17 protein-coding genes and 1 pseudogene are annotated in these 24,268 nt (G+C 53.8%); 12 read left to right on the top strand and 6 right to left on the bottom strand.

Annotated features, from left to right (window positions below):
- Window positions 1-99 precede the first annotated feature (99 nt).
- The 3 genes from VJ464_24730 (at window position 100) to VJ464_24720 (ending at window position 6,407) form a co-directional block, all read left to right on the top strand.
- Complete coding sequence (locus tag VJ464_24730) at window positions 100-1,476, top strand: sigma-54 dependent transcriptional regulator (GenBank protein HKQ08349.1); 1,377 nt, start codon at window positions 100-102, stop codon at window positions 1,474-1,476.
- A complete protein-coding gene (locus VJ464_24725) occupies window positions 1,473-2,777 on the top strand; it encodes an ATP-binding protein (GenBank protein HKQ08348.1) in 1,305 nt (434 codons plus the stop codon). The genes VJ464_24730 and VJ464_24725 overlap by 4 nt, the downstream gene beginning before the upstream one ends.
- Before the next feature lie 330 nt (window positions 2,778-3,107).
- Window positions 3,108-6,407 (top strand): amidohydrolase family protein, encoded by a 3,300-nt coding sequence (locus tag VJ464_24720; protein HKQ08347.1) that lies wholly within the window; start codon window positions 3,108-3,110, stop codon window positions 6,405-6,407.
- A 399-nt stretch (window positions 6,408-6,806) separates the two neighbouring features.
- On the opposite strand, the gene VJ464_24715 is transcribed toward VJ464_24720, so the two are convergent.
- Together VJ464_24715 and VJ464_24710 are read right to left on the bottom strand one after the other, a co-directional pair.
- The gene (locus VJ464_24715; GenBank protein HKQ08346.1) at window positions 6,807-7,886 is read right to left on the bottom strand and encodes a DUF481 domain-containing protein; all 1,080 of its coding nucleotides are present in this window, start codon (window positions 7,884-7,886) and stop codon (window positions 6,807-6,809) included.
- Window positions 7,887-7,979: 93 nt separating this feature from the next.
- Window positions 7,980-8,114, bottom strand: a pseudogene (locus tag VJ464_24710) (transposase).
- Window positions 8,115-8,363: 249 nt separating this feature from the next.
- Between VJ464_24710 and VJ464_24705 the strand changes: the two are divergent.
- The 5 genes from VJ464_24705 (at window position 8,364) to VJ464_24685 (ending at window position 14,910) form a co-directional block, all read left to right on the top strand.
- Window positions 8,364-9,146: a ferritin-like domain-containing protein gene (locus VJ464_24705; protein ID HKQ08345.1), complete on the top strand. Its 783-nt coding sequence runs from the start codon at window positions 8,364-8,366 to the stop codon at window positions 9,144-9,146.
- 88 nt (window positions 9,147-9,234) lie between these two features.
- Window positions 9,235-11,682, top strand: a complete 2,448-nt coding sequence (locus VJ464_24700; protein HKQ08344.1) for an aminotransferase class III-fold pyridoxal phosphate-dependent enzyme — start codon at window positions 9,235-9,237, stop codon at window positions 11,680-11,682.
- Between the two features lie 109 nt (window positions 11,683-11,791).
- On the top strand, window positions 11,792-13,006 hold the full coding sequence (locus tag VJ464_24695; protein HKQ08343.1) for a GNAT family N-acetyltransferase: 1,215 nt from the start codon (window positions 11,792-11,794) through the stop codon (window positions 13,004-13,006).
- An 86-nt stretch (window positions 13,007-13,092) separates the two neighbouring features.
- On the top strand, window positions 13,093-13,893 hold the full coding sequence (locus tag VJ464_24690) for a CPBP family intramembrane glutamic endopeptidase (GenBank protein HKQ08342.1): 801 nt from the start codon (window positions 13,093-13,095) through the stop codon (window positions 13,891-13,893).
- A 96-nt stretch (window positions 13,894-13,989) separates the two neighbouring features.
- Window positions 13,990-14,910 (top strand): phosphatase PAP2 family protein, encoded by a 921-nt coding sequence (locus tag VJ464_24685; protein HKQ08341.1) that lies wholly within the window; start codon window positions 13,990-13,992, stop codon window positions 14,908-14,910.
- A 104-nt stretch (window positions 14,911-15,014) separates the two neighbouring features.
- Here the strand turns inward: VJ464_24685 and VJ464_24680 are convergent, their stop codons facing one another.
- Window positions 15,015-15,920: a fatty acid desaturase gene (locus VJ464_24680; GenBank protein ID HKQ08340.1), complete on the bottom strand. Its 906-nt coding sequence runs from the start codon at window positions 15,918-15,920 to the stop codon at window positions 15,015-15,017.
- A 733-nt stretch (window positions 15,921-16,653) separates the two neighbouring features.
- Here VJ464_24680 and VJ464_24675 point away from each other — a divergent pair.
- From VJ464_24675 to VJ464_24665, 3 genes are read left to right on the top strand one after another with little or no spacing between them, the layout of a single operon-like run.
- Window positions 16,654-17,229, top strand: coding sequence for a hypothetical protein (locus VJ464_24675; protein ID HKQ08339.1), 576 nt, complete (start codon window positions 16,654-16,656; stop codon window positions 17,227-17,229).
- Window positions 17,144-18,247, top strand: a complete 1,104-nt coding sequence (locus VJ464_24670) for a ParA family protein (GenBank protein ID HKQ08338.1) — start codon at window positions 17,144-17,146, stop codon at window positions 18,245-18,247. Before VJ464_24675 ends, VJ464_24670 begins: the two co-directional genes overlap by 86 nt.
- Before the next feature lie 6 nt (window positions 18,248-18,253).
- On the top strand, window positions 18,254-19,039 hold the full coding sequence (locus VJ464_24665) for a RelA/SpoT domain-containing protein (protein ID HKQ08337.1): 786 nt from the start codon (window positions 18,254-18,256) through the stop codon (window positions 19,037-19,039).
- Window positions 19,040-19,063: 24 nt separating this feature from the next.
- On the opposite strand, the gene VJ464_24660 is transcribed toward VJ464_24665, so the two are convergent.
- The 3 genes from VJ464_24660 to VJ464_24650 all read right to left on the bottom strand — a co-directional run bounded on the left by VJ464_24660 (window position 19,064) and on the right by VJ464_24650 (window position 22,981).
- Window positions 19,064-20,737 (bottom strand): helicase HerA-like domain-containing protein, encoded by a 1,674-nt coding sequence (locus VJ464_24660; GenBank protein HKQ08336.1) that lies wholly within the window; start codon window positions 20,735-20,737, stop codon window positions 19,064-19,066.
- A 750-nt stretch (window positions 20,738-21,487) separates the two neighbouring features.
- Entirely contained in the window at window positions 21,488-21,631 is a 144-nt protein-coding gene (locus tag VJ464_24655) for a hypothetical protein (GenBank protein ID HKQ08335.1), read from the bottom strand.
- 495 nt (window positions 21,632-22,126) lie between these two features.
- The gene (locus VJ464_24650; GenBank protein ID HKQ08334.1) at window positions 22,127-22,981 is read right to left on the bottom strand and encodes a hypothetical protein; all 855 of its coding nucleotides are present in this window, start codon (window positions 22,979-22,981) and stop codon (window positions 22,127-22,129) included.
- A 417-nt stretch (window positions 22,982-23,398) separates the two neighbouring features.
- Between VJ464_24650 and VJ464_24645 the strand changes: the two genes are divergently transcribed.
- Complete coding sequence (locus VJ464_24645; protein HKQ08333.1) at window positions 23,399-24,097, top strand: hypothetical protein; 699 nt, start codon at window positions 23,399-23,401, stop codon at window positions 24,095-24,097.
- Window positions 24,098-24,268 lie beyond the last annotated feature (171 nt).

Genomic DNA, 24,268 nt, shown 5'->3' with positions numbered 1-24,268 from the left:
AGAGGGACGAGGTGCCGGAGGATCGGGCATGAGATTGCTCCATGCTCAATCCATCGATTCCCGTTCGCCATCTCCCACGGTATGATTATCGAGATCACCATGCGCGAGACCATCCTGATCGTTGATGATGACCGCTCGGTGGGGGCGTCGCTGGCCCTGCTGCTCAAGCAGGCCGGCTACCGCTCGCGCGCCGTGACCTCGCCTGCCGAGGCGCTCTCGGCGCTCGAAGCCGAGCGCGTTGCCCTGGTCCTGCAAGACATGAACTTCTCGCGCAAGACGACGGGCGAAGAGGGGCTCGATCTGCTCGCGCGGATCAAGGCGCGATGGCCAGCGATGCCGGTCGTCCTGATCACCGCCTGGGGATCGATTGCTCTTGCCGTTCGAGGGATGCAGGCGGGGGCGTCCGACTTCGTCACCAAACCCTGGAACAATCAGCACCTGCTCGCCTCGGTCGAGACCGCCCTCGGTCTCGCCGCCGCCAGCGCCCGCCCGCAGGGCGCCCTCACGCGCGAATCCGTTGATGCGCTTTACGACTTCGATTCGGTCGCGGGCAACGACCCCAAGCTCCTTAAAGTTCTCGACGTAGCCGGGCGCGTGGCGGCGACTGACGCCTCGGTCCTGATCACAGGCGAGAGTGGAACCGGCAAGGAGATCGTCGCCGAGGCCATCCATCGCAACAGCCGCCGGCGTAACGGCCCCTTCGTCAAGGTCAATCTCGGCGGCATCTCGTCTTCGCTCTTCGAGAGCGAGATGTTCGGGCACGTGCGCGGCGCCTTTACAGACGCGCGGCAGTCGCGCAAGGGCCGTTTCGAGGTGGCCGGCGGAGGAACGATCTTCCTAGACGAGATCGGTGATCTCGACGCCGCCTCGCAGGTCAAGATGCTGCGGGTTTTGCAGGACCGCACCTACGAAGTTCTGGGATCGAGCCAGACCCGCACGGTTGACGTGCGCGTCCTCTCGGCCACCAATCGCAACCTGGCCGAGATGGTCGAGCACGGCGAGTTTCGCGAGGACCTGCTCTATCGGCTGAACCTGATTACCATCCACCTGCCGCCGCTGCGCGAGCGGCCGGGGGACATTCAGGTGATTGCCGCGCGGGTGCTTGAAACCCTAGGGCGGGTCTACGGCCGCCCCGACCTGTCGGTTGACGAGGCGGCGCTGAAATGGCTCCGGGCGCAGCCCTGGCCGGGCAATGTGCGCCAGCTGCGGCACACCATCGAGCGGACGGTCCTGGTCAGCGGCCACGACCGGCTACAGGCGTCGGATTTCCAACTGCTCGCCGAGATGGAAGGCACAGCCGAGCGCCGCGGCGGCCTGCCGGACGTCGGCGCCATGACCATAGACGAGATGGAGCGACTGATGATTCTCAAGACCATGGAGTACTATCAGGGCAACATCAGCCGGGTGGCCGAGGCGCTCGGTCTGAGCCGGGCGGCGCTCTACCGGCGGTTCGAAAAGCACGGGATCAAAGAGTGAGGCTGCGGCGCAAGTTCATCCTGTACCTTGTGCTGATGCACCTGCCTTTCGCCGTCCTGGCGGCGATCCTGATCCGTCGCGACGCGCTATGGCTCTTCGTCGTCGAGGCGATCTTTGTTGTATCGCTCGTGTGGGGGGCGCGGCTCGTTTCGGCCTTTTTCGGAAGCCTCGACCTGATCCGGTCCGCCGTCCAGACCATCTCCGACCAAGACTTCACGTCGAGATTTCGCGAGGTCGGCCAGCCCGAGATGGATGAGCTGATCCACGTCTACAATCGAATGATTGACCATTTACGCGAGGAGCGCACCAGATTGCAAGAACAGCATTTTTTTCTCGACCGAGTCCTGACGGCCTCGCCCTCTGGGATCATCACGCTCGACCTCGATGGCCATGTGGCGATGGTGAATCCGAGCGCGGCTCGCATGCTCGGCGAGCCGGCCCAGGAGCTGATCGGGCGGAAACTCGCGGAGACGGGGGGAGCGATTGCGGGCGCCCTTCTCGATCTCCGGACGGGCGAGTCGCGTGTAGTCCCCTTCGGCGGGCGACGGCGTCTCAAGTGTACCCGGTCCGAATTCGCGGACCGCGGCTTTCCCCGCGCATTCTTTCTTATGGAGGAGCTGACCGAAGAGTTACGGCAATCGGAGAAGTCCGCCTACGAGAAGCTGATCCGAATGATGTCGCATGAGGTGAACAATTCGGTCGGCTCGGTCAATTCCCTCCTGCACTCGTGCATGACCTATGCGGCGCAGCTTTCGGGGGAGGACCGCGCGGATTTCGAGACGGCGATTGCGGTGGCGATCTCGCGGACGGACCAGCTCGGGATATTCATGCGGGGGTTTGCGGATGTCGTGCGCCTGCCGCCACCCCGGCCCCAGCCGGCAGAGCTTCGGCGTCTGCTTGAAGGAGTTGAGGTTCTGACGCGGGCGGACCGCGAACGGCGCCGGATCGCATGGGCCTGGGACGTCGAGCGCGCCCTGCCGCCAGTGCGGCTCGACGTGGCGCAGATGGAGCAGGTCTTCCTCAACGTGGTCAAGAACGCGGTTGAGGCGATAGGCGAGGCAGGTACGATTACAATCCGGATGGGAGTATGGCAGCACAGGCCGTTCGTGACGGTCGAGGACACAGGCTGCGGGATCGCTCCCGAAGTCCGGGCGAACCTGTTTGCCCCTTTTTTTACGACCAAGGAAAACGGCCAGGGGGTCGGGCTCACGCTCGTGCAGGAGATTCTCGCCGCCCACCACTTCGAGTTCACTCTCGACGGCCCGCCGGGCGGGCCCACACGCTTCACCATACTGTTCTAATTCCCCCGTGCGGGAAATCCTTCAGGTAACGGCCTGGCACCGGCAGGGACGCCGTCTCCGCGCGTGGACGCGAGGTAAGCGAAGCCGGCGGCGGTGGCCAGGGCCTATTCATTCTCGAATAACCATGGGGATATAAACCGCCAAGACGCCAAGACCGCCAAGAAAAGCTCTGTGTTCTCTTGGCGTCCTTGGCGTCTTGGCGGTTCAAGTCCGGAGAATGAATAGACCCTGCGGCGGTGGCAGTGTCTATGGAATTATCCGGCGATTTCTACTATAGTCTTGTCCCATCTCAGGGAAGTTCCACCTGGCTCAAATAAAGGAGGGTTCATCATGATTCGCTCGACGCGCACGCGGAGGCTGCTCGTTCTGCTGCTTGCTGTTTGTCTGCCGCTGACGGCCCTGGCGCAGGATGAGAAACAAGACGAAAAGAAAGGCGACAAGACGGAGGAAGGGCTGCCGCTCAAAGCGACGGAGAAGATCGAGTTCACGACCGACGAAGGCACCTGGATGTCGCTCGACGTCGCGCCGGATGGCAAGACGATTGTCTTTGACCTGCTCGGCGACATCTACACGGTGGCGGTGGCCGGCGGCGAAGCGCGGCGCATCATTGGCGACATCTCTTTTGAGAGCCAGCCGAGGTTTTCGCCCGACGGCTCGAAGATCGTTTACCTGAGCGACCGCAGCGGCGCGGAAAACGTCTGGGTGGCGGACGCCGATGGCGCGAACCCGAAGGCAATAACTAAAGGCCGCAACCAATCGTTCGTCTCTCCGTCGTGGACCGCCGACGGCCAGTACATCATCGTCTCCAGGTCCAGCGATGCGATAGGGACCTACGCGGTCTGGATATACAACCGGGAAGGCGGCTCAGGCATGCAGGTCGGCCCGCCCGACCCGCCGCTGCCGCAGCCCGGGTCGGACGAACCGGCCCGCCCGCGCCTCAACCGTATGGGCGCCGTGGCTTCGCCCGATGGCCGCTACTTCTATTACGCGGCGCGCACAGGGGCATTCACTTACAACGCCGCCTTCCCGATCTGGCAGATCACGCGGTTTGATCGCGACACCAGCGAAACCTCTACCATCACCAGCGCGCAGGGGAGCGCCATGCGCCCGCTGTTATCGCCCGATGGCAAGCACCTCGTCTACGCGACGCGCTACGAGACAGGCACGGCGCTGCGTGTACGTGATCTGGAAACGGGCGAAGAGCGATGGCTCACCGATCAAGTGACGCGCGACGACCAGGAAGCACGCGCGACGCGCGACACGATGCCCGGTTACGCCTTCATGCCGGATGGCAAATCGCTGATCGTGCCCATCGGTGGCAAGATTCGCCGCGTCGATTTCGCGACCGGCCAGGCGGCGGTGATCCCCTTCACCGCGAAGGTCGAGGCCGAAGTCGCCCCGCGCATCCACTCCAACTACCGCGTCGAAGATGGGCCGGTGGTGCGCGCCCGTTTGATCCGCTGGCCGGCGCTGTCACCCGATGGCCGCCGCGTTGTCTTCAGCTCGCTCAATAAGCTCTGGATTATGGACCTGCCATCGGGCACGCCGAAGCGGCTGACGAACGCTGCGGCAGGCGAATTCATGCCGTCCTGGTCGCCCGATGGCCGCCACATCGTTTATGTGACGTGGGCCGCTGACGGCGGGCAGATCCAACGCGTCGCCGCCGACGGCAGCGCGCCGCCCGAACGGCTGTCGCGCCGCGCGGCCTTCTACTCTTACCCCATCTACTCGCCCGACGGCTCGAAGATCGTCTACCTGTCGGGCGCGACCGACGACCAGCTCTACGCAGACCTGCGAGAGCAAGAGCCGGACATCCCCTACGAGAGCGACCTGCACAAAGCGGGCGGCGAGATCACAGGCATCGGCGGGTCTGCCGTACTCGATCTCAGGTGGATTCCGGCGGCGGGTGGCGATTCGACATTGATCGGCTCGGCGCAGGGCGGTCGCTATCCGCATTTCACCAACGACCCGACGCGGGTCTACCTGACGACTAACAGCGGCCTGGCTTCTGTGCGACTGGATGGCTATGACCGCCGCACGCGTGTGAAGATTACCGGCAGCGCCCCAGGCCCGTTCCCGCCTAACGCCGACGCAATCCGCCTCTCTCCGGATGGGCAGCAAGCCTTCGTGAACCTGCAAAACCGGCACTACCTCGTGATGATCCCGAGGGCCGGCAAAGAGACGGTCAACCTGAACATCACTGCGAGCGGCCCGTCATCTCTCCCTGTAAAGAAGATGTCGGCGGAAGGCGGCGATTACCTTTCATGGTCCGCGGACGGGAAAGCAGTCGTCTGGGCATGGGGCACGAAGCTTTACCGCCAGAGCCTGTCCGCCGAAGCGCCCGAAGTGACGGATATCGTCGTCGAGTCGCAACGCGCACGGCCCAAAGGCACGGTCCTGCTGACCGGCGCGCGGATCATCACGATGAAGGGCGACGAGATCATCGAGCGCGGCGATGTCGTCATCACCGATAATCGCATCGCGGCGGTCGGCCCTAAAGGCATGGTGCAAGTGCCTGCGGGCGCGAAGGTGATTGACGTGACCGGCAAAACCATCATCCCCGGCTTCGTCGACGTTCACGCGCACATGTGGCCGCCGCGCGGCGTTCACCAGACACAGGTGTGGCAGTACCTGGCGAATCTGGCTTATGGCGTGACCACGACGCGCGACCCGCAGAGCTCGACCAACGACGTGTTCGCCTACACCGATCTGGTAGACACGGGCGAGATCATCGGCCCGCGCGTCTACTCGACAGGGCCGGGCGTCTTCGCAAGCTCCGGCCTTGATAGCCGCGAAGCGGTGCGCCATTTCATCAAGCGGTATAAGGAGGCTTACCGCACAGACACACTGAAGAATTACATGACCGGCGACCGGATCGTGCGGCAGTGGGTGGCGATGGCTTGCAAGGAGCTCGGCATCACGCCCACCTCAGAAGGCGGCCTGGACATGAAGCTCGACCTGTCGTTGATGGCCGACGGGCTTTCGGGCAATGAACATGCGCTGCCGATCCACCCGCTGTATAACGACGTCGCGCAGTTCGTCGCCAGGACGAAGACGTTCTACACGCCGACGATACTGGTAGCCTACGGCGCGCCGTGGAGCGAGAATTACTACTTCGAGACGACTGACGTGCATGGGAACGCGAAGCTGCGACGGTATATCCCACACGAATTGCTCGACACCATGGTCAGGCGCCGCCGCCAGTGGTTTATGCCCGAAGAGTATGGCCACAAAGGCATCGCCGAAAGCGCCGCCAGGGTTGTGCATGCCGGCGGGCGGGTCTGTCTCGGCGGGCACGGACAGCTCCAAGGGCTCGGCTGCCATTGGGAGATTTGGAACCTGCAATCGGGCGGGCTGACGCCGTTTGAAGCGCTGCGGTCGGCGACGATCTTCGGCGCCGAGGCCCTCGGCCTACAGCAAGACCTCGGCTCGCTGGAGGCGGGTAAGCTGGCCGATCTGATCGTCCTCGATAAAGACCCGCTGAAGGACATCCATAACACGGATTCGATCCGCTACGTGATGAAGAACGGCGAGCTATTCGAGGGCGACACGCTCGATCAAGTCTGGCCGGTGCAAAAGAAACTCGAAAAGCAGTACTGGTGGGGCAATGATCCTGTAGCAGCGAAGTAGCTGGCCTGTTGCGCCATCATTGTGGTCGCCCGGCAACGGCTGGGAAGTGGCGCTCGACGGTCCGGACTACGCGGTGTGGCGGAAGAAGAATTAAGGTGCCTTATCAGAACGTTTTCGCTTGAGGGAGAGGTTTGCGTTACCTATCAACATCCTTAATTTCCTTCTGCTGATTACGCCATGAAAATCCCTTCTATGGCTGCGCCACCGCAATGACCTTGGGGTTATGAATCCTTCGCCTAGCTTTTCCGTCTAGTACCGTTGGAGGCACTTTAGGGCCGTTTTCAGCGGGATTTTAACGTTTTCCGGTCAGACTTTTTCGCGTCTAGGCAAAACTGTATGCCAGCCGGCGGAGCCGCTGAAGGCATTAAGGGTCTCAAGAAGCGGCTGAACTGAACTTGCTTATACCGCTTTCCCTCCAAAGGTCAAGCGGATGCCGGTCGTAAGCAGTAGGTCATTCTTCTTGATTCCAGGAATCGGGTTGCTCAGATACCGGTCACTCAATGTAATCTGCCAGCTCAATGAACGGCCCAGCCTGGTCACCGCGGCCGCGTCAAATGTCGTTCGATATTCTCCGCCCTCACTCAGATTAGGATAGAAGACTAACCTTTCACTCAAGGAGGTGCTCTTCGACAGCTTATGTGAGAGTTCTTCGCCCATCAGGATTTCTCCTGATTTCCGGCTAAGCCCCGTAGAGAAATATTCCTGGTTTAATGAGCCCCCGCCGAATAAATCAACCCTTGTCCTCTCTGTCTTCTTAGCATGAAATCCGAGGCCACCCCCCAAGACGAGGCGCAGGTCAAGTTGTTGGAATTTGTCATGCTCAAGGTCTGTTAGGGCGAAAGCGAAGAGTCGCTCACTTAAATTGAAATCATAACGAAGACCGCCACGGAGCGCTTTTGCAATCGTCACCGTCTCATCGGTCGTCTTGTCTTTGTTCTTAGCAAGAAGCGACGCGGCATACACGCTCAGTCTATCCCTCGGTGTCGTACGCGCCGCCTGCATACTAAGACTGAAGGTCGTCGTATCCGCATTGCCGCGGGTTACGCTCAGTCCCGCATCAACCAATCCGCTCCAGAAGTCACTGAGCTTTGGATGGCGCAGGCGATCTATTTCCGCTTGATAAGCCGCCTGTTCTTCCTTTGACCTTATTAGCTCTATGGCCTCTTTGGAGATTGTCACCTTACCGGCTTGCGTGGTCTGAACCTCGATTCTCCCCTGAATGGTCGCTACCGTGCCGACGATCATCTGCCCATCTTTCAAGGTGATATACAAAGGCTGATCTGAGGATATGGCTTCTATGGCTGTCCATTGAACCTTCACCTCCCCGACGAGCTCGGATTTGATGCTCAAGCTCTCCTTATCTGATTTCAAGATTGTTCCGCTTAGGCGATCACCGTTCTTAAGGTTGAGCTGATCGGCGAGCACATCCGCTGAGAGCATCCCACTGGTCAGAATGAGAAAAGCGACTACTTTGTGCATAGTTTTCTCCTTTGTTTAAGCTCAGTCGCGCCTGATCATACCACAAAGATTGGCGCAAACCTGGGAAAGAAACCAATGAGTATTTAGGAAGGCATTTAGCGGGCGGTTCCGCCAGGCGCGGACCTCACCCGCAACCGCATCGGTGACGTTCGAGGTCGGCGTCGGAGAGACCCCGACGCCATAAACCTCCTCCAGATGGCCCTGAATCTCGCGGGTCGTCATCCCGCGTCCTACGGCGCAACTCAGACAGAGCCAATAGAGTTTTCGCATGTGAGCCGAACAGCTGAAGTGCGATAGCGATGCTTGACAGTGCCCAGGGGTATCTTTATAGTTACGCCCGTAAAACGAGGTTATGCGCTTTTCGTTGATTCGTGGCCCTAGCTCTTATGTGTCGTAATGTTTGTGTGGTGAAGTTGTAAATCAAAAGACCTGACATCGTCAAGTTCCTAAGCCTCTAGGTTAAGAACGGAGGGCATTATGGAAGCCGCAGTATTCGCCTACCCTGGGGTTGGGTTCAGCCTGGTTTCGACAATCCGACGGAGTCCCGATTACCTTAGCCGGCTTTCGCTTGTTGTGTCGAGCGCACGAAGCAGTGAGATCGTGGCGGTCGATAACTACTCCGAGATGGTGGCCTTAATGCCCGACACCGAAGCCAAAATTGAGATGTTGACTCAGGCTAAGGAAGAATGTAAACACATCCTTTTGCTGGAAAAGTTAGCCGGATATGTAGGATTTCCTATTTGCGAGGTTCCTGGCAAATCACAGTGGGATGCATTTCGCCGTCATTTTCATTCGTCGGCTAATAAGCAGAACCTGGCGGCCTGTCTTATCATTCAACACCTGATGATTGAGAGTTTGGCTATCGGTCTATACCAGGTTTTTGCCAGCTCCGCGAATGGCGACGCTGGGACACAACGCATGGCAGCAAGTCTTCTTCAAGATGAGCTGAGGCACTTGGGGGTCGGGGTCGGGCAGATTCAGAGACTGATGCGGGAGGATTCGGACAGGGTTCATGAGGCCCTGGTATGGGCACATGGCAAGGTCATGCCCGGCCTCTTCGATGTGCTGGATGAATTATGCGAACTCCTCAGCGTCAATGGCGGGTTGGGGTGTGACACCCTAGTCGGGCACGGCGGCTCCGTTGATCTCGCGCTGCTGAAGCTCGCCCCGCTTAATCATTATAGCCTTATGCTCAATCAGGTCGGCTTCGAAAGGCGGGTAATCGATTCACTCATCGCTATGGCCTCCGATAGGACATAAGGCTAAGGCTAACCGGCCCAACGCGATTACCGCGAGTGCTAAACGCTCATTATCGTACGCACACGGTTACACACATGGGGATAGTAGGATGAACCCATACGGACACCACTGTCGGCCGCTCCTGGTTCAGCTCCTCGAAGGCCTGGGACTTGACGCCAGCTACGAACGGTCAAAGGGAGATTATTTGTGGCGGCGCGAAGGCGAGCACCTCACCCGCGTCCTTGATCTCGTCGGCGGTTACGGCGTCAACCTGTTCGGCCATTTGCATCCAGAGATCGTGACGTACGCAAAGCACCTTCTCGAGAACGACGTCACCGGGTTCGCGCAGTGCTCAATACATGAGGGGGCCGGCCGGCTGGCGCAAGTGCTGACCGATCAGGTTGGCCCATACGCTGTCGTACTGACAAACTCCGGAACCGAGACGATTGAGGCGGCCTTGAAGCATGCTCACCTTGAGCGCGGACGCTCCCACTTCTGGGCCGTTCAGGGGGCCTTTCACGGAAAGACCCTCGGGGCCGTCCAGCTTACCTGGAGCTATCATAAACCCTTTACAGGGCTTGGGCCGCCAGTTCGGTTCCTTAACCCTGACGATCCGGAGGATTGGAGAGACGCAGAAAAGGAGGCCGCGAATGTTGCGGCAGCATTCATCGAACCGATTCAAGGCGAAGGCGGGATTCACCCCCTGGGCCCGCCCTTTACTGAATGGCTCAGCGCCACATGCGCTGAACACTCTATCCCGATTGTCGCTGATGAGATTCAAACGGGAATGGGTCGCACGGGCACTTTCCTGGCCTCGGAAGTACTCGGTATAGTTCCCGATTACATCTGCCTGGGTAAGGCGCTCGGTGCTGGAATCGCGAAGATTGGCGCCTTGTTGATCAAGCGTGACCGATTCCTATCCGAGTTTTCGATGATTCACTCCTCGACCTTCGCGGAGGACGACTGGAGTTGTCTGATCGCGGCCAAGGCGCTGGAGATCATGACTCGCGACGACCTGCCGCGATGTTGCGCAGAGGCCGGGAATTATCTGCTTGTCGAGCTTGAGTCACTCCGCAAATGCTTTCCCGACCAGATACGCGAGGTTCGTGGCAGAGGGTTGATAGTCGGAGTCGAACTACAAAAACAAGCGACCATGGCATCACCCACATTGCACATGATCTCCGAGAGCGGCCACCTCGGTTACGTCGCCGCAGCCTACCTCCTCAACGTGCATAAAATACGTGTCCTGCCTACGCTGAGCGACCCGATGACGCTTCGCGTAGAGCCCTCGGCGTACATTCAACGAGAACAGCTCGACCACTTCGTTGATGGGCTCCGGGCGTACTGTCAGGCGGTGGCGGCTTCAGACTTTGCTCACCTGATTCGACACCGCGTTGGCTTGGCCGCCAACCCCTTAACCAATTACAGTCACATCCGGCGCTACAAACGCGACGAACCCCGCACCCCTCGGCGCGTCGCTTTTCTCGGACACCTAATCACACCCGATGACGCGCGGGCGTGCGAGCCATCATTTGAGCAACTGAGTAGCTCCCAACTTGAAACGTTTCTCGATGAGAGCGGGCGACTGCTGGAGCCGACCATCCTTCACCAGGAAAACCTCTGTTCCGCCCTCGGCACAGAGGTGCACCTGAGCTTCATCGCGCTGAGCCTAGCGACGAAGCAGTTCGTCAAAGCGCGGGCCGACAGGGATGGGGCTTGGATAATGAGCAAGATTAAAAGTGCGGCGGAACTAGCGAAAGAAGCCGGTTGCCAGGTCTTGGGGCTGGGCGGGTATACGTCCATCATGACGGGCAACTGCCTTCGACTGAAAGTCAAGGGTATCGCGCTCACCTCCGGGAACTCACTGACCGTCGGCATGGGAGTCCGCGCGTTGAAGTCAGCCGCGCACCGTAACGGCGTTGACCTCAGGCGGTCGCGAATGGGGGTGGTCGGGGCGCTAGGAAATATCGCAAGCACCTATGCGCTTTGGATGGCTCCGGAGGTCCGCGAGGTCCTGCTGATCGTACGCGACCCAAAATCTGTGCGCGTGGCCCATATGAAGGAGCAGCTCCGGCGGGCCGCGCCAGGAACCTTGCTAGAAGTCACCTCTGATCTCACGGCCCTGCGTCATTGTTCGCTCATTGTAAGCGCCTCGAACGCGGGAGGGGGGCTCATTCAACCCGAGCAGCTGGGCCCGGCGCCGGTTTTGATTTGCGACATCGCTGTGCCCGCCGACGTGTCTCTCAGGGTTCGAGATTGTCGGCCGGACGTGATTGTCTTGCAGGGGGGGGTTGTGCGATTGCCCTTGAGCGACTCGTTCTACATCCCAGGGGTGCCCCTGGAGCCCGGATACGTCTTCGCTTGCCTAGCGGAGACACTCCTTATGGGCCTGGAGTCAGTCACTTCTCACGGCTCTTACGGCGAAGTCACCATCGAAGGAGTCCGCAACGCGCTAGCGCTGGCCGACAAGCACGGCTTCGCGCTCGGGGCTTTACAGACTCCCTTCGGGACCGATTCGATCATCCCGCAATCAGCCGAGGGAAGGCTCGTGCGCTAGCGCCCGGGGTACAGGGGTCCCCGTGTAGCATTGGCTCGACGCTCCTGGTTCCCACAATTGAGCCACTGAGCGGCCTTCCGGGCGAAACCGAGGGAAAGGACCTAAGGACGTGACGAGCACCAAAGCAAGGTATGGGGATGCTATTCAAGCCTCACCTCCACCCGCGGAATACAAGTACGAAATGTATGACTCGGTCGGCGCGGTGAATACCGAGCACTGGAACTCCGCCTCATGTCATACAACAAGCCTCTTCATGAACCTGGGTTTCATTGCGGCGGTCGAACAGAGTATGTCTTCACATGCAGCCTTCCGGCACGTCATCCTCTATGATGAACAAAGCCGGCCCGTGGGATGCGCCAGCTTCTGCATTTACCGGGTGGACCTTACCACCTTGGCAGGACGAGTGATAAAGGCACTGGCCGGGGGGATCCGCCGCGTCTTTCCTTCTTTTGGTTACGTGACGATGCTATTCTGCGGGCTTCCTGTCTCCATCGGTCAGAACTCCGTGGCGCTCATCAGAGAATGCGACCCCGGCCGGGCGGTGGAAACTCTCGACGGCATTATGGGAAAGCTGGCCAAGCAAGAGGGCATTCGGTTCAGCGTGTTTAAGGAGTTCAGCGCCGAGGAGTGTAACATGATGGACAGACTGCTCCCGCATGGGTATTGGCGGTTTGAAACACCGCGCATGCATTTCTTCCCCCCCCGATTCCGGAGTTTCGAACGATACACCGACGCGCTCAAATCTCACTATAGATATGATATCAAGCGTTCGAAGCGTAAACTCGCCGAGTCTGGTTTTACAATAACGCGCCTTCGAGACGGAGAGCAGATAGCCAAAGTGTATACGAGCGAACTCCACCGCCTCTACGAGAACGTCGTATCGAAAGCGGAAAACAAGCTCGAAGTATTGCCGAAGGACTTCTTTCGCGAGGTCGCCAAGCGATTTAGCGGCGCAGTCTCTCTGACTCTGATTAGTAGCGATGACCGGACCCTGGCGTTTAATTATTCTCTTTCTGCCGGAGACTCATACTGGTTCTTATTCTGTGGCATTGACTACCGGTTTAACCGGCAGGCAGACCTCTATTTCAACTTGATGTATCAGGACTTGGAGAATGGATTTCACGAGGGGGTCAGCTCAGTCCAGGTGGGGCAGGCCTCCGAGCACTTCAAAGCCCGCCTGGGGTGTGAATCCGTGCCGCTGTTCTTCTATATAAAAACAGACGGCGTCCTGCGCATGTTAATCAGGTGGGGCAGTTTCATCTTATTTCCACCGCGCCCGCCTGTCGTGAGATTTGACGTCTTCAAAGCTCAACGACGGCCGTGACCTCCCCACCGCGGGTTCACGGAGAGGGGAGACTTCTTCGTTTCTTCCGAACGATCTGTACGAGGGCCTATAAAAAGGATTTTGTGATGGGAAACAACTGGTGGGCTGAGTTCCGTCGGCTGCTGAAGGATCAGAAGAGGTCGTTCATTGTGCTTCTTAGTTCGGTGCTGTTCATGATCCTGTTTTGTTACGGTGGCGACCCGAAACATTTCGACGGCCATTTCCATTTACAGGAAAGGCAACTGGATGGGGGGATGAAAGTATACCGCCTCGGGGACTCTCCCTCCGACCCGACTCCCTATGACATGTACCGCATATTCTACATGTTCGGCTCGGCGTTTCTCTGCTTTTTCGTGCTGCCTTTGCTCGTCGTGGTCTTGGTCCTCAAAGAGTCTCCCCGCAACTATGGCCTACGATTGCCAAAAGACTACCGGGACCTGGTCTTCGCCTTGATTTGTCAGACTGTGATCGCGGCGTTGTTCTACTTCGTTTATTGCCGAGACCCAGCGCAGCGCCTGATCTTCCCATATTCCAAATACCTTATTGAAACCAAGAGCGTAAGCCTCTTCGTCTTATACTCCGCCTGCTATTCCTCTTACTACGTCGGGTGGGAATTCTTCTTCCGCGGCTTCATGCAACTCGGCACGGAAGCACAGGCCGGCGCGCCTGTCTCCATCATGTTACAGGTGATTCCGTCGGCGATCATTCACCTGGGAAACCCAATAAGCATGCCTAAGACCGTCGAGGAGACGTTCTCGGCTGTCATCATGGGGATCATTTGGGGAGTGATGGTGTGGCGGACCCGTTCCGTTCTTCTCCCATTCTTGATGCATTACGGTGTTGGCATAATGTTCGACGGGTTTATAACGTTTGGCCCTGCAACATGATTAGAGGGTGCGCTTCTCCGTTGAGCCTCGTCCTGAAAAGGCAGATGTTAAAAGGCAGCGTCTTCCCGTCCGTAGCAATGAGATGACGGATGCGATATGCGATTAAGACCTCTTGAGTTTGTGCACGTCATGGCGACGGCGTGTCTCGGCGTCGCCACGATTGCGGCTGGCGTGACCGGCTGGTTAATCGAATGGGGCGTGCCCGCCCTCTGCTTTGCGTCATTACTTCTGGTGGTCGCTTTGATGATCTGGCTGGCGAAGCGCGAGTTACATTTATCCAAAGGGATGAGGCTCGTGCTGAATTTCTATCCTGTCCTCACCATCGTCGTGGTATTCGAAGCATTAGGCAGCTTGTTGCCGGCCTTCAAATGGTATGACGGGGACGAACCGCTCATTCTTGCTGACCGGGCCCTGTTCGGCCAGGATCCGACGGTCTGGCTTGAGCGTTTCGTAAGGCCGGCTCTAACCGACCTGCTCTACCTGGCTTATGCCAGCTATCACCTCCTGCCGGTGATGCTGGGAATAGTGCTTTGGAAAAAAGACGAAGCCATTTTCAAGCAGTTCGTTTTTTCTATGACGCTAGCCTTCTTCGTCAATTACGCGGGTTACTTTCTCGTCCCCGCCCAAGGCCCTCGGTTCGCGCTGGCTCATCGGCAAAGCGTGACCCTTGAGGTGACTCCGGTTTCACAGGCGGTGAAAAAGACAATGGACCTGTTGGAACATCCTAAATTGGATGCTTTCCCTTCCGCTCATGTTATGGGGGTTGTTTTCTGTCTCATCTTCAGCTTCGTGCGTCAGCGGCGTTTTTTTTACGCCGTCCTGCCGCTGGGAATACTTATCATAATCTCCACGATTTATTGCCGATATCATTACGTGGTAGATGTCATCGGCGGCGCACTCCTCGCCTCAATACTTTTTCCAGTATCTGAAAGACTCTACCGCCGGCTCAATGCGTGGCGAGGCGTCAATGGAAGAGCGGAGACACCGAGACCTGATTTGGACTTGCAAGCCCACTGAAGACGTTATCCTGCTCGCCTTGAGAGGCGGACCACCAGTAGCCCATCTTAAAGGCAGGCTTTCTGTCTTTCCGGAGGAGGGCCTTGGGCCGTGGCCCCCTCAGGTTAGAAGATGGGACGATCCTCCGCCGCTTGCCGCTCTTCTTTCCCTGCGCCTGGGTTGTCTAGCTTGCGGCGAGGTGTTCTTGTCTTTCTTCCAGGGGCAGCCCCGCCCATTGGCTGCATCAGAACGAAATCGCGACTAACATACACTCGAACCCAATGGGTGAGATAATGTCCCTCAGGCAATGGCCGCCCTGTCTTGAAGTCCAGCAAATACCATGGGCGGGTGGGTTCAAGATGATGATGAATGTGGCGGTTGATGTTAAACATCGGGAGCCAAACTTTGTACTCGTTGGCGAAGTTGGGATCGCCGAGGTAGCTATGGTGCTCAATAGCGCCGCGGATGGTGACCGGCACGAGAGAAGTAAAGCCGCTGATGGCAAGTGTCTTCCAGATCATTTCCGGATGGCCGAACTGCCGCCAGAGACAAATCACCGCAACCGAAAGCGCCGCTCCGGTGAGGATGCGTGCGCCCCGAACGTAGGGCTTTTTTCCGCGCACCGCATCGATAAAATAAATCAAACTCTGCACAGCCGGGTGTGCCAGCAACAGGTCGGGCCATCTCTTTGACCCAGCGCTTTCAAACGTTCCGCGGGCAGGATCCAATTCGCTGTTTAACCAGCGATGATGAGCCAGGTGAGACCCGCGAACAAGCTCCAGCAGCCCAAACATCAACATCAGCCCTTCAAAGAGGCTGAGGACGGCAAGATTGTGGCGGTACCGGCGAAAAGGAATGCCATGAAAATACTCGTGCAGAAGAATTCCGATCCGGTGCCCGATCATGACAGACGGAATGAAGGCCACCCAGAATGGCACCGTCAACAATAACCCAAACAGCCATGCCGTCAAGACGACAAGACTGATATGAGTGAGAGCCGGTGCGTAAGCATTGTTCAACAGTCGGTCCAAGCGCGCGCCAGACTGCCGGGATCGCGTCTGCGAAGGGTCTGGGGAGCGGACTGCCGAATTCATAGTCTTAGAAGTTTCCCTCAACATTCATCCGGCGGTCAACACAACACCTCCTTGAGTCGTGCCCAGTAAAAGAACCGCCTCCTTTGGGATAAGAATTCAGGTGCTAAAACTGATCCTCGCGAAGGAGGCTGCCGAGAAAACTCTACTTTGGAAATGTTCACAAACAGGGGAGCTTACGGCGGGGAAAACGTTGGCAAAGGAGTGACACACCGGCAGGAATCTTGAATGGGCGGGATTGCTTGTAAGTGGTTAAAATAGAAAGAGGCGGCGATCGGAATCGAACCGATGGATAAAGGTTTTGCAGACCGATAAAAGCCGCTTGTCCTCCTTAGTCCTTGTTAGTATGTGTTAGTAAAATCAGGCTTTTACGTCAGAGTCATACTAGCACATACTTCCCCATCTATGCACGTGCCCGCTACACTATTCGCTACAGTTCCACAACCCTTCAGATTAACAACTTTAAGAAATCCATTTTCAGTGGCATCATATCACTGGCGTTGAATGAATTAATGATGTTCCGCTTTTACCTAATCATTCAGCGAGTCTTACAAACTGCTGATTTTTCAATGTTGTAATTTTAGCTGTTTTAATTGATACTTAAAGGAGAAATAGCCAATTGTAGTAGAGAGATATCTTAGCATCAATCAGCTAAGACAGTTAGGAGCGCTTAATGACAGTAGAAAACGAATCATTTGATCTCGATGTCCTGACTTCCATCCTAGGAGCATTAAAACGGCTGGAACCTGAAGAACGCGCCAGAATGCTTTACACTGTTCAGACATTCTTTGGAATCGAGTCTAATTTAAAAAGTGCTGCTACACAGGCCCAGAACAACACACCTCAGCCTGCGTATGCATCTGAAGGCAGTTTTTCTGAAGACCGTTCAATGTCAGCTAAAGCATTTATTTTGCAAAAGCAGCCTCGGACAGATGTCGAGAGGATAGCCTGTTTGGCCTACTACCTCACACATTACCGAGATACTCCCCATTTTAAGACTATTGATCTAAGTAAAATAAACACTGAAGCCGCTCAACCTAAGTTCTCGAATGCAGCAAGAGCAGTAGATAACGCAACCAAAACTGGCTATCTAGTCCCTGCAACAAAAGGAAATAAGCAGTTAAGTGCTGCTGCGGAACATTTTGTACAGGCATTGCCCGATCGTGAAGCTGCCAAGGCTGCAATGGCTGCAGCTAAACCGCGGCGTAAAAGCAGAAAGCAATCTCAAAAGAAAGCTGAAGAAAGTTAAAAAATTGGCACCTGAAAGCGAAGCAAAAAGGAATCGGTCACAACGTCTCGCAATATATAACCATAAGGGTGGCGTTGGCAAAACGACACTTACTGTGAATATTGCAGCCGCCCTTGGATTTCTTGGCAAAAAAGTTTTACTGGTTGATACGGACCCCCAATGCAACCTTACCTCATACTTGATTGAAGCTTCCGTTGTGGATGACCTCCTTGATAATTCGAGCGGTCCAAGTGGCAAGACTATTTGGTCGGCACTGAGGCCAATTTCTGAAGGCACGGGTACTCTACAAGCTATTGAACCGATTGAGTTGAGCATAGGCAATGTTTTCCTTCTACCGGGTGATATTCTACTTTCAGAATTTGAGCGTGACCTAAATCAATTCTGGAGCGAATGTTTTGAAGGCAGAATCAAAGGCTTTAGAGGTATAACGGCTTTAAGCCTACTCGTGAACTCGGTTGCTTCAAAACATAATATTGATTATGTTTTTTACGATTTAGGTCCTAACATTGGCCCTCTGAATAGGGCAGTATTGCTGGACTGTGATTTTTTCATTGTCCCTGCTGCCTGTGACTTATTCTCTATTCGTGCTCTTAAAACGCTTGGGCGAACACTATCAATGTGGATACGGAATTGGAAAACCATTTCCGAGCTAGCACCTGCCGATATATATCTACTCCCTGGAAGGCCTCGTTTCCTTGGGTATATCCCGCAAAGATTTCGTGTCTATAGGGGCCAAGTTACGCAAGGACAATCAAGTTATCTCTCAAGAATTGAAAAAAGCATTAATAGTGAAATCGTTACTGTCTTACGGCGAGTAGATACTGCACTTGCTTCAAGCTCAATGACAGAAAACAGGATTGGTCAAATTAAAGATTTTGGGAGCTTGGCAGCGGAGTCTCAAACACAGGGAGTTCCCATCGAAAATGTTAATGCAGGAACAGCAGACCAGCGAGCAGAAGCAAGTAAAGCTTTTAGGGATATAGCTAGACGGATTATTTCCCGAACAACGAAAAAGTGACTTGCCATGCCAGACATTAAAATAACAAAGGCTGAAGCACGATTGATTGAATCGTTAGTTCAGCATTACAAGTCAAATTTAACTATATTCGAAACCCTCATGAAACAATTGCAGGTTTTGATTCCGGCGAATACTGATCTGTCTAAAAATGTACATTCTTTTAAATGGCGGACAAAAGACCCATTACATCTTAAAGATAAACTCACCAGAAAGATGAAGGAATATAAGCAGCGAGGGGCCGATTTTGATATCAACAAAGAAAACCTTTATACAAAGATTAATGATTTGGTTGGAGTCAGGATTCTACATCTTTATACTAGCCAGATTAAGGATATTAATGAAGCACTTCTCAGACTTCTTGAAGCAGAGCATACGTTCAATCTGATAGAGGGACCAAGTGCTAGGACGTGGGATGATGAATCGCGAGCTCTTTTCGAGACATTAGGGATTGCCTCAATTGCCAGCCCCTCAATGTATACGAGCGTACACTATATTTTTGAAAAACTTAGCTTAACCAAGGTCACATTTGAGATACAAGTTCGCACACTTATGGAGGAAGTATGGGGGGAAGTGAATCATACAATCAATTATCCTCATCATGTAAATAGCGTTGCCTGTAGAGAGCAAATAAAAGTTCTTGCACGGGTGACATCAAGTTGTACGAGGCTTGTTGACTCCATTTTTACTACGTTCAAAGATTTCAGCTCAACTACACCAGCGCAAGTAAGCAATCGTCGCCGCAATACATCTCGTCCAAAACCTACATCAAAGAAGCAATCAAAGAAGCGGTAGCTTCCGGGCTCATTCTATCTTTATCTATTGTCCATTGAAAAATTCATCAGTAGCTTTCAACCTCTTGTATCCCCGGACGAGTTCTAGTGTTCTTAATTTTGACAAGGCATTATTAAATCCCCCACCATTAGCTTCATACCCTGACTGTTTAGCAATTTCTTCTTTAGATAATTCCTCCGGATAGGCATTAATTAAGGTCGATAGAATTGATCGTTCAGCTTTCCCTAATTGATTTAACCAGTGTTGAATAAGTTCGTAACCAGAAGGGAGTCGTTGATAAGGAGCGGTAGCCAATCCAGCCTCAGTTATCCGGATGCTATGACTTTCTCGTTCGATATATCCTTTAGTCCTTAGTGCACTCAGGTAGTTGTTGAAGGTTCCCCCTCGGTGTGAGTAACCGCTCATTATCGCAATTTGAGCTTTATTGCGCCCCTGTGGGTACTGTGCAAGAACTGATAGTATTTTCCTTTCTCCACTTGAAAGTTGATTGATACTCTTCTTCGAGTGCTGAGTTATTGAAGTAGGAAGATCCTGTTTTCTAGTTACATCAGAAAGGTTCTTTCTGATCTTAATTTGATTCTCAGTAGCTCCGGCCAAGCCCAAACATATCTCTCTTGCAACTTGAACTAACTGAGAACCTATATCACTCAGTTTTTCAGTTATTTTTTCAAGGCGGCTAATATTTGGCTCCGGTAAAATCGGAACTTCTACTTTCTTTACTTTTGCTTCGAATTTAGCTTGCTGAAGTTGGCGTGTCAGATCAGCAATACGTGCATGCAATTCTTTTAAATTACTTTCTTGGGGTTTATCAATAAATGATTGAATACGCGCTTGTATTCTTGCCAAATCTACTTTTGCAAGTTTCCTAGGTGATTCTAAAGATACGCCCACTTTTGGTGTTGCAGATGAATCGAATGTCTCTCGCTTTCGCACTCGTACTTTCTTAAAAACATCCAACCATCCTGGACTCCAAAACCATGCTGTACCGATGGGAAGGGAAGGCAAGGATTTCATCAATTCTTCACGTTCTTCAGGAGTGCCATGAACTTTTATCCATTCATCGATAGCACTACGATCTTGTGGCGCTATAGTCCGAAGTGCAACCAACACTTCGACTTGCGTTAACACGTCTTTGTTCAAAACGGCAGAGCGTTGTGTGACTAATGTAATTCCCAATCCTTTTGCTCGCCCGCGTCGAACTAAATCTTCGACTGCTCCAAGCATACGTTGTTGGCCTGGCAATGGTCTTTGTGGAGCGAATAAGTCAGCTTCATCCAAGACAAGATGCAAAGGCTTTCGGTTTCGTAGGTAAAGACGTTCGGCAAAATCTGTCATAAATCTCACCTGTTCGTTTTTTCTCATTAATGATAAATCCAAGATGGCAGATAAACTCTCATCAACAATCACATCTGCAATGCTGCCACCGGCAGTATTTTCTAGCGGCAGGTCTCCATGCTCGCCACCAAGAACAATTATTGGGAGTCCTGGACTCTTACCGTTTGAGCCTGCTCGCAACCCCCAACAAACCCCAACTGGGTCCGCGACTACAACCTGAAGATTCGATTTAAGAAACTCTTCAACTAAGACGAGGGCCGTATAAGTTTTCCCTACACCACGTTTAGCAAGAATGGCGAAGGTTTGAGTTACAGCCTCCACCGGTAAGACCAAACTTGGCGATAAATGCAAGCCTCTCATCATCTACCCCTTTAGAGTAATTAGCAGCCACTCGCTAGACTTATAACACTAGCTTTCTTAAGTACGCAAAATATGCTGGAGGTATTGATAGAATATCTTCACGCTAACTTACATGGCATTAGATTTGAGCTATGATGAAGGAATAAAGCCACCCTCAATGCGCTCTCTTGCCTTCCGTTCAATCCGTCTTTGCTGTCTATTACGCGCAGCGCATTGTGGAGAGCAATAATGTTGCCAATGCCGCTTCTGCTTAAAAGGGGTCCCACAAACACACTGGCCAATTTCAAGGAGGCTATTTGATTCGCTCAATCCCCGGTCTGCAAGCGCAGCTTTCCTTCTCGATAGTCCTGCGCGGGAACGGCAAAGGTCGCTACAGTAAATCGCATCCTTACGTTTAGACGTAACCTCAAGGTTACAAAAAGCACATTGGCGGGTTTGAGAAATAACATGTGGTTTACGGCATTCAAGGCTACAGTAGACTTGCCGCTTCTTCGGATGAAGACCATTAAGCATCGCTTGCACTGCCTCATCTCGCGAAGTTGAGATTGTCGTTTTCTGTCCATAAACACTATCTGCAAAGTTCAAAATTGGAGTGAATAAGGGATAGTACCAAATGGCGAAACTAGCCAGTAAAAATGGCGTTAGCGGCATTCCTAACGGGATTCCATAAAGGCATTCAAACCCCGTTTAGCTATATCAAAAGCCGTTGCAATCGCTCGTCAAAAGGATTGAAGAAAAGGGGAGGCGCATACCTCACGTCGCCGGAGCGCAGAAACCTCGCATCGCCGGATTCGTTCCTTGCGCTTGCGCAAGATGCGCTTGCATCTCCGCCGATTCTTTTTCGATCTGGCGCAACTCAGCTTGTGCTGAGTCCCAAATTTCCTTTTCGCTCTGCATTTTCGTTTACCTCCTCACGCATTTTGCGTATCACTTCAGCGGCGATTGCAACGGCTTCCGGCGCATACAAGTTTTCCTCTAGCGGCGGCGTCCAGCCTGCATGTTGGTGGCAACGCCAATCGTTTTTAGCCATAGGATACCGCAGACTTCGCCGTTGATAATTGCCGCGCATCGCCTCATTTTTGCGCCTCAAAATCGCCTATGCATGGGGTAACTGGCCAGCATGAGGTTGTTGCATTTCCTCATCGCTATCGCTCACAAAAAATCAATGCCCGGCGTAACCTTGAGGTTATGACTTGTCCATTCGCGCCTGCTCCTGTAGAACGGCACGGCCAGTGGCAGTCATTGACAGCAGAGCCTTGCGGCCTTCGTCGCGGTCGTCTGCAACTGGCGCGGCTGGTTTGACCTTGAGAGCTTCGCGGCCCAACGCCGTTTTCGAGAGCAATTCATCCTTTCTCGCTTGAGTTATAACGCCGTCCTTTTCAGTTGGAGTATCTACCTTCGGTTTCGTTTCTGCTGTTGAAAGAATCCCTCAGTTGGCAAGTGGCCGTCGCATTCCGTTTTAATGAAGTTCAAAAAGTTTTGCCAGTGGCGCAAAACCACCTTAATGGTTGGTGGCGAAAATTGCATTCCGCTAGAATCGAGCTTGTCACACCACCAAAGCCGAAAGGCTCGAATAGCTGATGCCATCAATTCTGCCTGCTTATTGGGATGCCTTTTACGCAGATTTTCAACGGCGATTATTACTGCTTTTTCAACTCCTAACCTATCTTCCGGCAATTGAAGATCAAGGTTGATATTACAGCATTCAAGTAACGCAGCCCGTATTGCTGTAGTGTCTTGTGAAGTCTCTTGATTATTCTCTGTAGAGTTTGGCCCATTACGCCCAGCTTGTTCGGCACTTTCCGCTTGACTTGCTTGGCGTATGCCGCCCACCTTGTTTGGCCCATTTGACCTCACTGATTTTCTAGTTTGGCGCATTTCGCCCAACTGCGCGTAAACGGCTGATAAAACAGCGGTTTCCTTAACTCGAAAATGTACCCTCGCAGGCATTTTGGCTAGCCGCTCTTCAATGAGCCCCGCGTCGCGTAACTTCTTTCTTGCAGTGTCTTGCTCACGACGGGAAAGACCAATTTCTTGCTCCCACTCCTGATGGCTTTTGTAAAGCCATCTCTCAGGGTCTTTTGTTCGGTCTTTCCAGTACCATAGTTGCGACAGCATAAGCCCTGCTGTAACTGAGCCTGAGATTTTGACAAAGATCGGATGAAAGGCGATGGGATGCCGCAAAAGCGGCTCAATATCCTCTAGCCGTAACGCTTTTTCGTCATCGTCTTTTTCATCTTCGATCATCGCAGGTGGAAAACTCGATGGGCGTAACCTTAAGGTTACGCCTTCGCCCTCACTTCTCTCTCTCGATACGAGACTCAGAAAGAATGCGGGTAATCTCAGATGCAGGCACGACACGCCGAGTGCCTAACTTACAAGTGGCAATTCTTTTCTGTTGAATCCACTTCCTGATTGTCCAACTGGATAGAGCAAGCAATTCAGCCGCTTGCTCTATGCTGTATGCCCGTTCCGTACTACCAGCTATCGCATTTGTAAGACTTGTTGACATTCGCGCCTCCCTGCAATAAAATACTCGCCTAGCCAAACACTGACAATTATAGGCGCATTTTGGTTAGTTTCCAATAAACTTGATAGAAAAGGTATCGTTCAAAAATGAAGCGACAAGTCTTACAAGATAAGACGGCCAATCGGACAAGGCCGGTGCCTAAACTGCTAGGCCGGATCATTGAAACCGTAAATTTCGTCTCGCCTGAAATCGAAATTCAAGGGATTGACCTCAGCCATCCCGATTACAATAACCTCAATAATTGGATAAACGGGCGTTATGAGATTCTAAATGGTTACATTGAATCCTTAGCTCAAACGAATGGGGTTTATCCAATAAGCACAGGGGAAGTTGTTAAAGAGGTATCCTCCGCTGATGTAAACCCTTTTGATTTGATCTTGCCTTTCTTTGGTACGCCACGCGATGAGCGGAATTTATCCTCCAAACAGAAAATCACTGCTATCGAGCATTTTAACCAATTTGTAACGTGGAGAACAAATCTGCGGCTTATTGCTCAGGCAGACTTGCGAAAGGGTAAAAGTTGGCATTTGCCTATTGATGGTGGAGCTACTTGCTACATAGATAGAGAGGGACTTATCCAAGTCGAATTGGATTTATTTTCACAGGCTCTTCAAGGCGTCGAAATATCGCGTATCAAAGAATGCTTGATATGCCGCCGCCTGTTCTGGGCAGGGCGCATAGATAAGAAATGCTGTTCAGATCGTTGCACAAACATCTACAACACAAGGCAGAGCCGTCTTAACAAGCAAGAAAAGAAAGATCAGTACAAAATAGCTCGCATAGTCAAAGCGGAAAGGCGGGAAGCTAAAGCCCAAAGCCCTTCACGAAAATAATGCCCATAACCTTGAGGTTACGAGTCAGGAGAAAGGAGACGGCATGATGAGGAAGTGAAGCGGCGGTATACTCCGGCTACGCAGCTATGTGTCGCTGGAGTAGATAGGTTAGAGGTTGAACGCTTTCTTGTGGCTTGTGACCACGTAAAGGAGACTACTCAGCCTACTAAC

The organism is Blastocatellia bacterium (genome assembly GCA_035275065.1).
GTDB lineage: Bacteria > Acidobacteriota > Blastocatellia > UBA7656 > UBA7656 > DATENM01.
Note: the sequence above shows the minus strand (reverse complement) of the source record. Positions and strands in the feature narration are given on the sequence as shown.

What these genes read in the sequence shown, in the direction of transcription:
- VJ464_24730 (HKQ08349.1), top strand. Translation starts at nt 100, where the DNA reads ATGCGCGAGACCATCCTGATCGTTGATGATGACCGCTCGGTGGGGGCG.
- VJ464_24720 (HKQ08347.1), top strand. Translation starts at nt 3,108, where the DNA reads ATGATTCGCTCGACGCGCACGCGGAGGCTGCTCGTTCTGCTGCTTGCT.
- VJ464_24715 (HKQ08346.1), bottom strand. Translation starts at nt 7,886, where the DNA reads ATGCACAAAGTAGTCGCTTTTCTCATTCTGACCAGTGGGATGCTCTCA.
- VJ464_24705 (HKQ08345.1), top strand. Translation starts at nt 8,364, where the DNA reads ATGGAAGCCGCAGTATTCGCCTACCCTGGGGTTGGGTTCAGCCTGGTT.
- VJ464_24700 (HKQ08344.1), top strand. Translation starts at nt 9,235, where the DNA reads ATGAACCCATACGGACACCACTGTCGGCCGCTCCTGGTTCAGCTCCTC.
- VJ464_24690 (HKQ08342.1), top strand. Translation starts at nt 13,093, where the DNA reads ATGGGAAACAACTGGTGGGCTGAGTTCCGTCGGCTGCTGAAGGATCAG.
- VJ464_24685 (HKQ08341.1), top strand. Translation starts at nt 13,990, where the DNA reads ATGCGATTAAGACCTCTTGAGTTTGTGCACGTCATGGCGACGGCGTGT.
- VJ464_24675 (HKQ08339.1), top strand. Translation starts at nt 16,654, where the DNA reads ATGACAGTAGAAAACGAATCATTTGATCTCGATGTCCTGACTTCCATC.
- VJ464_24665 (HKQ08337.1), top strand. Translation starts at nt 18,254, where the DNA reads ATGCCAGACATTAAAATAACAAAGGCTGAAGCACGATTGATTGAATCG.
- VJ464_24660 (HKQ08336.1), bottom strand. Translation starts at nt 20,737, where the DNA reads ATGATGAGAGGCTTGCATTTATCGCCAAGTTTGGTCTTACCGGTGGAG.
- VJ464_24655 (HKQ08335.1), bottom strand. Translation starts at nt 21,631, where the DNA reads ATGCAGAGCGAAAAGGAAATTTGGGACTCAGCACAAGCTGAGTTGCGC.
- VJ464_24650 (HKQ08334.1), bottom strand. Translation starts at nt 22,981, where the DNA reads ATGATCGAAGATGAAAAAGACGATGACGAAAAAGCGTTACGGCTAGAG.